The following is a 13,411-nucleotide window of genomic DNA, read 5'->3' as shown; positions in this document are numbered from 1 at the left end:
AGGGACTCAGCCTGCCTTCTGAGCGTCGACGTCCACCGCCACCTCGTCGGCCTTGGCCGGGATCACCACTCCGTACTGGATGTGGTCCCTCTTGCTCTGAACCGACTTGTCGGGAACCCGGAGCGAAATCAGTCCCACGACTTCGTCGCGCGCCACCGCTTCGGCCTCGGATGTCTCGTCGCGATCCGCCACAAGCGAGACCACAAGTACACCGCGGGTATCGCTCTTGCCGAGGCCAGGCAGCGAGCTGCCCGACGGCACCGCGCCGGCAGCGAGGATGTTGCGCTTGTTCTCACCGGTGAAGTCGATACGCGGCGGCTGACGTCGCGCGCGCTTGAAGATCGGGGCGGGGACGGACAGCTCACTGAACTCCAGATCTCGACCGGACGCAGCACGCTGCGGCCAGATGATCGCCCAGTCCTTGATGCGCCCCTTCTGCGTCGCGGTAGCGATGAACGCGCGCAGAGGATCGATCACACTCAGATAGTTCTCGTGCCACGCCAGCTTGTCGAACAGCTTCAGGAACTCGTCGGCGTCAATGAGCCCGACCCGCGCGTGCTGCTCTTTGTTCGTGCCATCCGAGTCGACGTACGGGAGGACTGCCGCGTGGTCGGCCAACGCGAGCAATGGCAGGACAACGTTGTCCAGGTTCGCCTTGTGCTGAGCCCTGAACTTGGCTTGCTCCTTGGGAGTGGCTGGCGCCGTTGGCCGCGGCGGGATCGACGACAATTGGTGGAAGGTGCCGACCGAAGCGCGCGCCTTGACGACCGCGTTGAACATCTTGTTGCGGGCGGTCGGCTTCAGCCAAGGCAGGTGCTGGCTAACGAGCGGCGGGATCTGACGGGGCTCCACGAGCGGCTTCCCGTCCTCGTCGAGGCCGGCGTACTTACCCAGCTCGTCGCGGAATGCTTCCTCGTCGAGGAGAAGCGCTTCGAACGCCTCGTACAGATCCACCTTGTGGTCACGTCGGATGTAGAGACGCACCAGGTCGCGGTAACCCTCCCGGAATCCGAACCATCGACCCGCCTGCATCAGCGTGTCGGCCTGTCCGGCCTTGCGCCGGAAGTAGGAAATCGTGAGCCCCTCGACGGTGAAGCCACGGCTGAGCTTCGCGCCACCGATGAGGATGCGCCAGACCCGGCCCTTGTCGAAGTCGAGTGCCTCCTGCTGGGCTTGGGCTTCCTTGTCAGAGTTGACGATCAGCACCGGGTCCGCACCCCCACTCGTCATTTCGGCGATCGCTTCAGGGATGTAGGGCTTCAACTCGTTGAATGATGCGGGCACGGGCTCACCGCCAGCCCGAGCTGCCATCACGTCTGCGTAGTCGTCGTCGAAGAGCTTCCGAAGCCTCGCGAGTCCCTCACCAGACGTGAACTTGCCGGTGTTCCACAAGCCGCGGACGATGGACGCGGAGTCGACGTGCAAGGCATTGCGCACGTCCTCGTGGACCAACATGGTGTGGTGCCGAAAAATGCTCCCGGTCTTCGCCTCGCGGTACTTCTTGATGGCACCGCTGAGCACCCACGCGTCGAGCGCCAGCCGCAACTCGTCCTTGTGCAGTGCCGGATCTACGTCGGGGTCGCCAGACACTGCACGCACATAGGCAAGCTCGTTCGACGTGGCGACCGTCTTCGGAGCGCTCTCCCAGTCCGGATCGATGTCGTGGAACTCCTGGACGCCCATGTACTCCGGAGGCCGAGGAAGCGACAACACGAAGTCAGACGGGAAGAGATCGACCTTGTCGGTCTCGTCGGGGTCAATGAACACGTTCGCGAACGGGGTGGCCGTGTAGCCGACGTACTGGGCCCGCGGAACGATCTCCATGATCTCCGTGATGAGCTTGTTGATGATCGTGCGGTCCTTGGACTTCTTCGGGTCCTTAGTGTTGACCGATGCGACATCTGACTCGTCGTCGATGATCAGGGCCGGCAGCTCGTTGAGCATGGCCTGCATCGGCTTGAGATCCTTGATCAGCTTCTTTAGTGGCGCCGAGTTCTTCTTGACGATCACGACGTAGGCGTCGGTGTGGAAGAGGTTCTCCTCCGCGTTCAGCGGCTTCGACTTGTCGTGGCGCTCATACCGGAGCTGGGACATCCCCTGCGGCAGGCTCTTGTAGTCACCCTTGTGAGTGGTCACGCGACGAATGCGAGCGACCCCAGGCTGGTTGAGGGCCTCCTGGCCATGCCGCACGAACTTGTCTGCCAGCCAGTCCTCGTCCTGCTGGTAGTCGAGACCCTTGGCAACCTCGGGATCGTTCGGATCTTGCCCTGCGATGACGTTCTCGACACCCATGAGCTCCATGTCAATGCGCCGCTGGGTCTGCGCGCGCAAGATCTCGATGGTTCCGGTCATGACGATGACCAGTCGATAGCCCGCATCGATCGCCTTCGCGATGACGCCCGTGAAGTTGGCAGTCTTTCCACTCTGTACGTAGCCGACGACAAGGCCCTTCGTGCGCTTGATGTCGGGGCGCGTCGGGTCCGTCAGGCGCTCAACGACAGCGTCCGTACTCTGATCGATGGTCGTGATCGAGGCCGCCGGCCACTTCTTCTCCTGGGCGAGGTACTTCTCGTAGTGGTCCCAGTACATGGTGCTGCGCTGGTGGCGCACCTCCTCGTACCAGGGCTCGAACTCCCTCGAGATGACGATGGCACCCTCGACGTGGACGGGAATCTTCTCCCGGAGCACACCTTCCGCCTCGTCACTCAAGCCGAGGTTCTTGACCACGGCGATTCGTCGAGCGATGGTGCCCGACCCGGTCTCCTGCCCGTCGGCTCCGATCAACTTCAGATCGTTGCTCGCGTCCCACTTCGCGAGAGCGAGGCGGAGCTGGATCATGCCGGGGTCGTTCGGCGGCGCCTGCTGCACGAAGGCAACCAGGTCGTCCTCCGAAACCGGCTGGCCGGCGAAGCCACTCAGCATGGGCAGCACGGGAATAGGAGCCTGCTCCGCGAGGCCCTGAAGAAGATTCTTCAGCGGCTGGGACAGGCTGGGAGCAGCGAGGCTCATTCGGCAATCTCCGGGGGTTCGACAAGTGCGGCAAGCGCGCCAGGCAACGTGTGGTTCTGAAAGTGGGTGACGTCCACTCTGTACGAGAGGTCCGACACAACCTTGATGTTCGGGACGACCTGGCCGAGTCGGTCGAGGGTCAGTGCCGGGAACCGGTCATCGACGTCGTATGCCCTGAACTCACTGCGCTTGGCCCAGAACGTTGAGTAGAGCTCGGCGTCGTCGTCCCTCCAACCAACGGCTTCGAGAGCTTCGTCGACCTTCGGGCGGTGGCCGCCGGACTTCGCGCGGATCTGCGACACCAGCTGCGACAGGGTGCGCCCGCCTTCGATGTTGCTGCGCGTCAGCTGAATCGAGACCAAGCTGAGCGGTACGCCGCGCAGAGGAACGAGCTGGGTGAAGCCGTGCGTCATGTGACGACGCTGCTCCCCAGATGTCGTTTTGATTTCTAGGTGAACCTCGCCGAAGACGAAATCGTGCTCCTCCGAAAGGGGCCCTTGCCAGGATGCCACCGCCGGGCCGGCGCCGATCTTGTTGATCAGGTACTCAAGGACGAGGAGCTCGCCGAAGAGGCCAATCTCCTTGTCGGGACTGAGACCGGCCTTGCCTGCGAACATTCCTCGGTGTCTCTGGATGGCCGATGCCACGGCCACGGCGAGGGGCTCGCCCTCGATCTGGAGCTCGTCGGCGATGCTCGTAAGCAGCCCGTACGCGCCGTGGAGGTTGTCATCAACCGAGACGGTCAGTTCAGCCATGTCTCCGTCGTCCGAAGCCACTGGCTTGAAGGTGATGTTGCGCCACTTCGCGACGTCTGGCTCCGGCGGGACGAAGGGGGTCGTGAGCGTGATCGTCCCGAGTGCCGGATGGATGTCGAGCGTGCAGGAGGGCGTCCCGCTGATGGGAAGGACCACCGGGTTGCCGGCCGCCCAGAAGGCATCCACGTTCGCGAGGGAGTAGTGACGGGCATCGTTCAGTGGCTCACTCATAGCGCATCTCCTCCTCAGCCTCGACGGCTGCACCGAGGATGGCGCGCCAAAGGGCGATGTTGTCCTTGTCCTTCGGACCCAGGTTGGCGCCCTCAAAGATCTGGTGAGTCAGCAGGAACATCAGGGCCTTGACCAGGGGTGCGTCATTCAGGCTGCTCCCTTGGGGAGCAAACATCCACCGGTATCGCTGGTTGAGGAGCAAGGTGCTGTTCCCGAAGTCGATGTCGAAGAACTCGCCCTCCGGCATGCGGGTCCAGCGGATCTCCAATGAGTCGGACTTGATCAGACCGAGCTCGGCCTCGATCTGCTTGCGTACTGCTGGCGCGAAGCCGCGGTCGGGCGCGATGACCGGGTGACGCTTCATGGTCCGCTTGTTGGCGGTCTTGTACGTGTCCTCGGCGTCTTGGAGGTACTGATCGAACGTTGTGCCGTCCGCTGCCGACGCCTGTGCGAGTGCGTCCTTGAACCCAGCCTCGACGCGAAGTCCCGACTTCTCCGGGTTCATCGTCAGCAGAGTTCCGATCGCCGACGCGTCATCGATCACAACCCGAGCCAATTGGCGCCGAACCGTGGGGTTGGCTGCGGCTGACCAGCCGCCCACTTGCAGGAGACGATCGTTCCTGTAGATGTAGAACCCCTGGAACTTCTCGCCGGACTTCCCCTGGATGCGATAACCGGGGATATCCGTCTTGGCGGGCCAGATGTGGCACTCGAGCTTCACTTCATGGCCGGCCGCCGAGGCGACGATCGTCTTCGGGTATCCGGGACGGCCGGACGTGGCATAGCCGAAGGGGTCGATCGCCTTGACGGGCGTGCCAATCGCCTCATCCGCGAACTCCACCTCGTCCACGAGGACGTCGATGACGATGGACTTCTTCGCTATCAGTCGATGGAAGGTCACGCCCAGGTGCTGACGTACTGCGAGCTCGGTCTTGGACAGCCACTCGCGTGCCTCAGTGGCATTGCGGCCGTGGTACGTGCTGCGCAGCCCGGACCAGACGACTGTCGTTCCCCAGGCGACGTCGATCTGCTTCTGTCGCTGTTCCTGGACCTCGGTGGCAGCATCTGCGGACAGGACCTCGCACGAGAAGTCCTTGGAGAAGTTGGCGCGCTTGATCCGCCTTCCGACCGGCACCGCGCCGTACCGGCTCGACCAGACCGTCAGGACATCGCTGTGCCCGAAGGAAGCTGCCTTCAGGCCCACACCGAAGTGACCGAGGTCGGTGTCGCCGTACTCGCGCTGGTGCCCCAGCGTCATCGCCTGGTCGGCGGCGGCTGCGTCCATGCCCTTGCCGTTGTCGACGACTTCGATCTGGACCAACCGGTCGTCCTTGGTCAGCAGCCGAACGGAGATCCGGGTCGCTTCGGCGTCGATGCAGTTGTCGACGAGGTCTGCAATTGCCGACTCGAAGGTGTGATGCGATCCGAGGCTCTTGACGAGGCCGGCGTCAGGCTTCAGCTTGATCGTGTCGACGACCTCGACATCGTTCGCTTCTACCATTCGACGTCCTCGAACTCGCTGACGTCGAAGCCGAGTACGCGGCTGTTCTCCTTTACGGTGCGTACAACGTTCTCTCCGAAGCCGCTCGAGTTCTCGGCACGGACGTCGAGGACGATCTCGACGTTCTCGGCACCCTCTGCTGCCGCGATGTGGCGGAGGACTTCTTCGATTGCCTGCTTGACGCTCTCTCCCATGACGTCGGGCCTCGAGGTGTCGACTTCGAAGCGCGCACGGTATCGGCCGTCTTTGACGGATTGCAGTTCCGGCGTCGCAGTCGTCTTCTTGGGCGGCTTGGTCGTGGTGGAGTCGTCGCCATCGCCGTCGCCTTCGGCAGCCTTCTTTGCCTTGGCGGCCTCCTCTGCGGTCGCCTCTTCGCGCTGTCGTTGTGCCTGAGCTGCGTGCGGCGCGACGAGGTAGGTGTCGTCATCGACCCTCCCGAACACGTCCTCGTTCGGGATTGCCAGCCCTGTGAACTCACCCGAGGTCGCGTCGTAGCCCGTAGCGAGGGCGAAGCCGGTCTGAACCCAGGAGATGTCCGTCATGACTTCGGCGATTGCCTCGGTCAGGACTCCCTTGTCACGCAGCCGCGGGAGGTAGGGGTGCTTCGTGTAGTAGTCCCACAGATCGCCGACCCGAACCGGGCCCTTGTTCCAGACACGGTGAAGCTTCGAGTCGAGGTCGTATCGCACGGTCGATGCAGCGATCTGGACACGAAGGATGTCTTCACGCACAAGTTTCTTGCCCGTACGCACTGCAAGCCGCGACTCGTCGCCGTCCGCCTTGACGACGCCGATCACAAAGGGCTCGTCGTCGGCGCGATTGCGCGGGTGAAGCGCCCAGATCCAGCTCGTGGCGATGCGCTGGTCGACGATCTTGTTCGTCTCATCGACCTTGGAGGTGGCGAGTGCCACGCGCTGCTGGGTCAGGTCGAGCTGGTCCTTGTCACGAACGACGCTGCGCCAAGCCAAGTGCTGGCGGACCGCAGACTCGAGCTCGGCGTATCTCTGCTCGTCCGGGGCGAGAAACACGAGCGTGTTGCGACGCTCGCGATTACCACTCCCCCGTGACTTGACGACCTCGTGGGCGAACCTGATCGCCCCGGAGTCCGTGTCCTTGTTCTTGTGCTGGTGCTTGGGGTGAGTCAGCACGAGTCGCACCGATTCTGCCTCCGGCACATCCGACGAGTCCTCCGGAGCGACGATGGTGGATGCGATGTCGGCGCCGGCGTTCGACCCCGCCTGCTTCAGCCGGGTAACGACCTCGGCCCAGATGTCCTCGTCGTGGAGGTTCGCAGCCCGCTCGTTCACGGTGCGGTTGAGCGACGGTTGGAGGTCGTACCAGAAACGATCGCCCTCCGAGAACAGGTACGACGCGCGGTCGCTGAGCATCTGGAGCGACGAACCGAAGTTGCCGACAGTGTCGCCGGGCATGGCAACGCCGAGGAAGATGTGCTTGCGCTCCACCCCCTTGTGGGCGCTCTGGAGGGTTGCAGCCGATCCGAGGAAGGTCGCGCGAGCGATACGGCGCGTGAGTCCGCGGTCGCCGAACAGCGGCCGTTCTTTGTCGATCTGGAACGGCAGGCTGTCCGTGCCGTCGACGTCGGCGTCGATGACGGACTTCCAATGAACGTCGACGTACTGCGTGAGCTCACCGACAACAGATGGAGCCGAGACCGGCACCGAGCCGGGCATGATCAGCGCGGAGTCGTCACCAGAGGCGTGGAGGTCGTGAACGACGGCGCTCATCAGCCGCAGGACGCCGCGGGTCCGTTGGAACCGCTCCAAGGTCGACCAGTCCTCGTAGAGCCGCGCGAAGAGCTCGGGGTGGATCGGATAGGCGGACTTGATCCGCGTCTCGTATGACGTCTCGGTCGTGTCGCGCGGGAACTCGCCCATGTGGTCTCGGTAGAAGGTCACGAACTTGCGGGCGGTGGCGTTGATTGCACGCAGAGCTGCCGCATCTGGCTGCTCGAACAACCGTCGACGCACGATCTCGAAGGACTCCTGAGCCGAGGCGGGGTGCCACTGGTGTGCGACGCGTCCCACGACGTGCTCGAGTCTCTTGAGCGCTGCCTTTCCGTGCTCGCCGCCAGTCTCGAGGTCGGAGGCGAGTGGGCCGCCCGCGTCACCATCCTCGCGTCGGACGTCGCTGGCTGGGATCGACACGAGCAGCAGAGCGCCCGGTGTTGCCGCGACCGCTTCCGTGAGGGCCTGAGCAAAGGTGAACTGTGTCTCGAAAGTTCCGCCTGGGAGCGCTTCCTCACTCAGCTGGCGGGCGTAGGCGACCCACTCGTCAATGAGGATCACGCAGGGGGCGTACTTCGCAAGGAGCTCCCGCAGCAGGTCTCCAGGACTCGTGCTGTTGGCATCAGAGTCCGCGAGCATGTCGTAGGCCTCGCGACCGCCGAGCTGGCGGGCGATCTCCCCCCACAAGGTCCGAACCTGCATGCCCTCCCCGCGGTCACGCGCTTGACCTGCAGCAATCTCGTTGCCGACGACCGCCACGCGGTCCTGCTGCCACTGCTGGCGCAGGCTCGACGGGGCGACGATCAGGATGCTGCGACGACGCTCCGCCCAGTACTGCGAGATGACGATGCCCGCCTCAATCGTCTTACCGAGGCCAACCTCATCAGCGAGGATCACGCCCGGCAGGAACGGTGTCTGCAGAGCGAATAGGGCGGCGTCGATCTGGTGCGGCTTCGGCTCCACCTGGGCGTCGAACAGGAGCCCGGCGAGCTTGCCGACGTGATCGTTCGCGTAGCTGCGCTGCAACTCATGTGCGTAGTACTTGGCCTGGTAGTCGGTGATCCGGCTGGCCACTAGGGGTCCGTCCGCAAACACCGAGGAAGCACGAGCTCAAAGAGCATCTCCACTCGGCCTTTCGTTGTGCGTATCTAGCTCCGTGTGTAGTTCTCGTATGATCCTAGGGCTAACGCGAAGGCGTACGCAGCCTTCGAGCCTTTTCGGTCGAGGGTTGGTGGTCTCCGCGTTCGCTCCCGGCGTACCCACTGAACCGCTCGAGAGGAAGAAACCCGGGCGAAGGCGTCGTTTAATGGGATGACCGCTCCGGCGCCCTGCGCGCTGCTTCCTACGGGAGCGGCCTTGAAGGAGACAGACGCATGTTCGAACGCTTTACTGACCGGGCCCGCCGAGTCGTCGTACTCGCGCAAGAAGAAGCCCGCATGCTCTCGCATAACTACATCGGCACCGAGCACATCCTGCTGGGCCTGATCCATGAGGGTGAGGGCGTAGCGGCCAAGGCGCTCGAGTCGCTGAACATCTCGCTGGAGGCCGTCCGCAGCCAGGTCGAGGAGATCATCGGCGAGGGCCAGCAGGCGCCGACCGGGCACATCCCGTTCACCCCGCGCGCCAAGAAGGTGCTCGAGCTGTCGCTGCGTGAGGCGCTGCAGCTCGGCCACACCTACATCGGCACCGAGCACATCCTGCTCGGCCTGATCCGTGAGGGCGAGGGCGTCGCCGCCCAGGTCCTGGTCAAGCTCGGCGCCGAGCTCAACCGCGTCCGCACCCAGGTCATCCAGCTGCTGCAGGGCTACCAGGGCAAGGAGCCCGCGCCCGCCGGCGCGCCCGCCGAGGGGACGCCGTCGTCCAGCCTGGTGCTCGACCAGTTCGGCCGCAACCTCACCGCCTCCGCCCGCGAGGGCAAGCTCGACCCGGTCATCGGGCGCGAGAAGGAGATCGAGCGCGTGATGCAGGTGCTCAGTCGCCGCACCAAGAACAACCCGGTGCTGATCGGTGAGCCCGGCGTCGGCAAGACCGCCGTCGTCGAGGGCCTCGCCCAGGCGATCGTCAAGGGCGACGTCCCCGAAACGCTGAAGGACAAGCAGCTCTACACCCTCGACCTCGGCGCGCTCGTCGCCGGATCGCGCTACCGCGGTGACTTCGAGGAGCGGCTGAAGAAGGTCCTCAAGGAGATCCGCACCCGCGGCGACATCATCCTGTTCATCGATGAGATTCACACCCTCGTCGGAGCCGGCGCCGCCGAGGGCGCGATCGACGCGGCCAACATTCTCAAGCCGATGCTGGCCCGCGGCGAGCTGCAGACCATCGGCGCGACCACGCTCGATGAGTACCGCAAGCACCTCGAGAAGGACGCCGCCCTGGAGCGTCGCTTCCAGCCGATCCAGGTCGGCGAGCCGTCGCTGCAGCACACCATCGAGATCCTCAAGGGCCTGCGCGACCGCTACGAGGCGCACCACCGCATCTCCATCACCGACGACGCGCTGGTCGCCGCCGCGCAGCTGGCCGATCGCTACATCAGCGACCGGTTCCTGCCCGACAAGGCCATCGACCTTATCGACGAGGCCGGCGCCCGGATGCGCATCAAGCGGATGACCGCCCCGCCGGACCTGCGCGAGTACGACGACAAGATCGCCGGCGTACGCCGCGAGAAGGAATCGGCCATCGACTCGCAGGACTTCGAGCGCGCCGCCAAGCTCCGCGACGACGAGCGCAAGCTTCAGGAGAAGAAGGCCGAGCGCGAGGAGCAGTGGCGCCAGGGCGACCTCGACGTCATCAGCGAGGTCGGCGAGGAGCAGATCGCCGAGGTGCTGGCCAACTGGACCGGCATCCCGGTCTTCAAGCTCACCGAGGAGGAGACCACCCGCCTGCTGCGCATGGAGGACGAGCTCCACAAGACGATCATCGGCCAGGACGACGCCATCACGTCGGTCTCGCAGGCGATCCGCCGCACCCGCGCCGGCCTGAAGGACCCCAGGCGTCCCGGTGGCTCGTTCATCTTCGCCGGCCCCTCGGGCGTCGGCAAGACCGAGACCGCCAAGGCGCTCGCGGAGTTCCTGTTCGGTGACTCCGATGCGTTGATCCAGATCGACATGTCGGAGTTCCACGACCGTTACACCGTCTCGCGGCTCGTCGGTGCCCCTCCGGGTTACGTCGGGTACGACGAGGGCGGACAGCTCACCGAGAAGGTGCGCCGCAAGCCGTTCTCCGTCGTCCTGTTCGACGAGATCGAGAAGGCGCACCCGGACGTGTTCAACACGCTCCTGCAGGTGCTCGAGGAGGGACGTCTCACCGACGGCCAGGGCCGCATCGTCGACTTCAAGAACACGGTGCTGATCCTGACCACCAACCTCGGCACCAAGGACGTCTCGAAGGCTGTCGGCCTGGGCTTCCAGTCCGGCAACGACGACAGCTCCAGCTACGAGCGCATGAAGCTCAAGGTGAACGACGAGCTGAAGAAGAACTTCCGACCGGAGTTCCTCAACCGCATCGACGACATCGTGGTCTTCCACCAGCTCACCCAGGAGCAGATCGTCCAGATGGTCGACCTGATGATCGCCCGCGTCGGCGAGCAGCTGGCCCAGAAGGACCTCACCATCGAGCTCACCGAGACCGCGAAGAACCTGCTCGCACGCAAGGGCTTCGACCCGGTCATGGGTGCCCGTCCGCTGCGCCGCGAGATCCAGCGCGACATCGAGGACCCGCTCTCGGAGAAGATCCTCTATGGCGAGATCGAGTCCGGATCGGTGATCAAGGTCGACGTGATCGACGCCGACGGCAAGTCCCTGCCGCTGGATCAGATCCTCGCCGCGGACAAGAACAAGCTGCTCGACTTCCACTTCTCCTTCAGCAGCGAGAAGCGCGCAGAGCCGGTGAAGGTCGGCGGAGACGAGGCCAGCACCACGATCGACCAGATCGGCGGCACCGGTGCTGTTCCGGAGGCTTCTCCAGGGTCGTCTCCTGACCACGGGACGCCGTCCGGTGACAGCGCCGGCGGAGGCGCCACCATCTAGGGCCGGTCCTGCCTGCGACGTTCTGCTTCTGCGGGGCAGTGGGGCGCGCTATCTAACCGATAGCGTGCTCCACCGCCCCGCAGATGCGTGTGGCGGGCGATGACTACTCATGACCCGGTGGATGATGACGAGGAGCGTGAATGCGGGAGGTGCTGGGCAAGCTGGCGTGGGCCGTCATCGGCCTCGCCGCCGTGCTGCTCGTTGGATACGCCGTCCTGATGTTCTACCTGAGCGACACGCTCGACAAGGAGGGCGAGTCAGCCGGGTCGGATGCCGCATCGAGTACGGCGGGCTCTTCGACGCCTGCTCTGACACCGGCGGCCGAGCTGCAGACGGCGTCCTGCACCGATCTCGACGCGCTCATGCAACAGCACCTGCCCGACCTCACCGCCGCTGCCCAGTCGAACGGTGAGGAGCACGTGCTGCTTCACCTGGAGTGCGACAACGTCGCCGGGGAGCTGGCGGTAGACAGCGCGATCGGGTATCAGCCGGGGTGGTCGGACGCCGTCTCCGACCTCGTCGCTGTCACCGATGCGGGCGGCCCTCCCGGCGCGGGCGGACACTCTGGCGACATCCTGCTCAGCTTCGACGGCACGCAGACGCACGTCGTCATCGAGACCTCGCTGGCGACCGACCGCGCCGAGATGTCCGCGAGTGTGAAGGACGCCGTCGCGCAGCTCGCCGACCTCGGCGTCGTCGATCCCCAGTCGAAGCTCAAGCGCATCTAATCGTCATTCGCGCCGCAGGGCATCTCACTGCCGCGATGTGCGCCGAGCTGTACGAGGGCCCGTGGCGTACGACGAAGACAGCTGCCTTGTGGGGAACTCGCACCCCTAGGATGAACTCCAAGCCGCCATCAGGGCAGGCGAGCACGGTTGGGCGGGACGATGGACGACGATATTCGGCCGTTGCACGGTATCGACAGCGCGGTCTTCGGTAAGCAGGTCCTGGGCGGCTATCTCGATGAGCAAGAGAAGCTGATCTACTTCGGACGCCGCGGCGCGTGGATCCCGGTCGGTTCATCCGTGAGCATCCCCATCGCCAGCCTGGCCGTGTTCGTGCTCTGGTTCGTGTCGCTGCTGCTGTTGACCAACGCTGATGACCGATCTCCCGGGCGGACGATCACGGGCATCGTCTTGATCGTCGTGTTCGTTCTCGCTTTGACTGTGCCGTACCCGATACGTCTTGTGGTGGGCAGCGAAGGCAAGCTCCAGGCGGCGCTCAGGCGCGGAGACGTGATCTCGATGCGGATGACTCAGCCGCTCGCTCGCGATCTGCTGAGATTCGCCGAGTCTCACGCGATCGGTTACTTCGATCAGGCCGAGGAGCTCGCTCGCGCCGACGCGCTGCGGCTGCAGTCCGAGCAGATGCGCGAGCTGCACGCCGCGGGCAGCGTCGCCGGGGCCCATGACGCGCAGCTAGTGGGTCGGCTCGCGGCGTACGCCGACCGACTCGATGCCGCTGCTACCGATCGCGAGGCGACCGTGCGGGCCTATCTCGAAGGAGGTCGCCGTGGCTGACGCAGCACCCATTCGCGCCCCGCACCTACAGCCCAACGTGCGCGTCGGCCCACCGACCTGCTGGACGATCGCTGCCCCAGGCCGACGGCTGGTGACCCCGGCCTCGCCCATCCTGGGTGGAATCGGCGGGCTCATGCTCGGATCGATCGTTGCCACGTTCATTGGGAGCGAGGACGGGAATGTAAGCCTGGTGACCGTCGCGGTCTGCATCGTGGTCGGCGTCGGGTACGCGAAGTTGCTGAACCGGCTGCTCGGGAACGGGAGGCTGATTGCGCGCGGGGTCGCGGTGCGGATCCGAGAGTGCGAGCGGAACCGGGCGGTCGTGTCCGCCGCCGCACGCCAGGCCCCGGCGTACTTCGACGCGGCCGTGCGGGCCTCCGAGGTCGACAGGATCGAGGACGAGCTCGAGGGCCGGCTCGGGTCGGCTGAGCGCGCCGTCCGCTCGGAGGAGCTAGCCGAGGGTGTCGAGGAGCTGCGTCTGGTGCTCTCGCAGGCCTCGCTGACGCACGCGGCGGCGCTGCTGGATCCCAGCGATCCGGCCATTCGCGCCGCCGGCCGGATGACCGCCGCGATGTACGCCGAGCTCTACGAGGGTCAGGCCGCGGCGTACGACGAGGACAGCTGA

8 protein-coding genes are annotated in these 13,411 nt (G+C 65.0%); 4 read left to right on the top strand and 4 right to left on the bottom strand.

Annotated elements, in window-relative coordinates:
• Positions 1-6: 6 nt before the first annotated feature.
• The 4 genes from DAA40_RS12390 to DAA40_RS12375 are packed head-to-tail and all read right to left on the bottom strand — an operon-like array spanning position 7 to position 8,315.
• Entirely contained in the window at positions 7-3,009 is a 3,003-nt protein-coding gene (locus DAA40_RS12390; protein ID WP_106849995.1) for a Z1 domain-containing protein, read from the bottom strand.
• Positions 3,006-3,995, bottom strand: a complete 990-nt coding sequence (locus DAA40_RS12385; protein ID WP_199849735.1) for a PD-(D/E)XK motif protein — start codon at positions 3,993-3,995, stop codon at positions 3,006-3,008. Before DAA40_RS12385 ends, DAA40_RS12390 begins: the two co-directional genes overlap by 4 nt.
• Positions 3,988-5,496, bottom strand: coding sequence for an ATP-binding protein (locus DAA40_RS12380; protein WP_106849994.1), 1,509 nt, complete (start codon positions 5,494-5,496; stop codon positions 3,988-3,990). Before DAA40_RS12380 ends, DAA40_RS12385 begins: the two co-directional genes overlap by 8 nt.
• Positions 5,490-8,315 carry a DUF499 domain-containing protein gene (locus tag DAA40_RS12375; protein WP_158716411.1) on the bottom strand — a complete coding sequence of 942 codons (2,826 nt, stop codon included), beginning with the start codon at positions 8,313-8,315 and terminating at the stop codon, positions 5,490-5,492. The genes DAA40_RS12380 and DAA40_RS12375 overlap by 7 nt, the downstream gene beginning before the upstream one ends.
• Before the next feature lie 299 nt (positions 8,316-8,614).
• Here DAA40_RS12375 and DAA40_RS12370 point away from each other — a divergent pair, with 299 nt between their 5' ends.
• The 4 genes from DAA40_RS12370 to DAA40_RS12355 all read left to right on the top strand — a co-directional run bounded on the left by DAA40_RS12370 (position 8,615) and on the right by DAA40_RS12355 (position 13,411).
• Positions 8,615-11,266 (top strand): ATP-dependent Clp protease ATP-binding subunit, encoded by a 2,652-nt coding sequence (locus tag DAA40_RS12370; RefSeq protein WP_106849992.1) that lies wholly within the window; start codon positions 8,615-8,617, stop codon positions 11,264-11,266.
• Positions 11,267-11,406: 140 nt separating this feature from the next.
• Positions 11,407-11,994 carry a hypothetical protein gene (locus tag DAA40_RS12365; protein ID WP_106849991.1) on the top strand — a complete coding sequence of 196 codons (588 nt, stop codon included), beginning with the start codon at positions 11,407-11,409 and terminating at the stop codon, positions 11,992-11,994.
• Positions 11,995-12,153: 159 nt separating this feature from the next.
• Complete coding sequence (locus DAA40_RS12360) at positions 12,154-12,786, top strand: hypothetical protein (RefSeq protein ID WP_106849990.1); 633 nt, start codon at positions 12,154-12,156, stop codon at positions 12,784-12,786.
• Positions 12,779-13,411 (top strand): hypothetical protein, encoded by a 633-nt coding sequence (locus DAA40_RS12355; RefSeq protein ID WP_106849989.1) that lies wholly within the window; start codon positions 12,779-12,781, stop codon positions 13,409-13,411. Before DAA40_RS12360 ends, DAA40_RS12355 begins: the two co-directional genes overlap by 8 nt.

Origin of the sequence: Blastococcus sp. Marseille-P5729, from assembly GCF_900292035.1 — a bacterium.
Lineage (GTDB): Bacteria > Actinomycetota > Actinomycetes > Mycobacteriales > Antricoccaceae > Cumulibacter.
This window is presented reverse-complemented; position numbering and strand designations above follow the sequence as displayed.

What these genes read in the sequence shown, in the direction of transcription:
- DAA40_RS12390 (WP_106849995.1), bottom strand. Translation starts at nt 3,009, where the DNA reads ATGAGCCTCGCTGCTCCCAGCCTGTCCCAGCCGCTGAAGAATCTTCTT.
- DAA40_RS12385 (WP_199849735.1), bottom strand. Translation starts at nt 3,995, where the DNA reads ATGAGTGAGCCACTGAACGATGCCCGTCACTACTCCCTCGCGAACGTG.
- DAA40_RS12380 (WP_106849994.1), bottom strand. Translation starts at nt 5,496, where the DNA reads ATGGTAGAAGCGAACGATGTCGAGGTCGTCGACACGATCAAGCTGAAG.
- DAA40_RS12370 (WP_106849992.1), top strand. Translation starts at nt 8,615, where the DNA reads ATGTTCGAACGCTTTACTGACCGGGCCCGCCGAGTCGTCGTACTCGCG.
- DAA40_RS12365 (WP_106849991.1), top strand. Translation starts at nt 11,407, where the DNA reads ATGCGGGAGGTGCTGGGCAAGCTGGCGTGGGCCGTCATCGGCCTCGCC.
- DAA40_RS12360 (WP_106849990.1), top strand. Translation starts at nt 12,154, where the DNA reads ATGGACGACGATATTCGGCCGTTGCACGGTATCGACAGCGCGGTCTTC.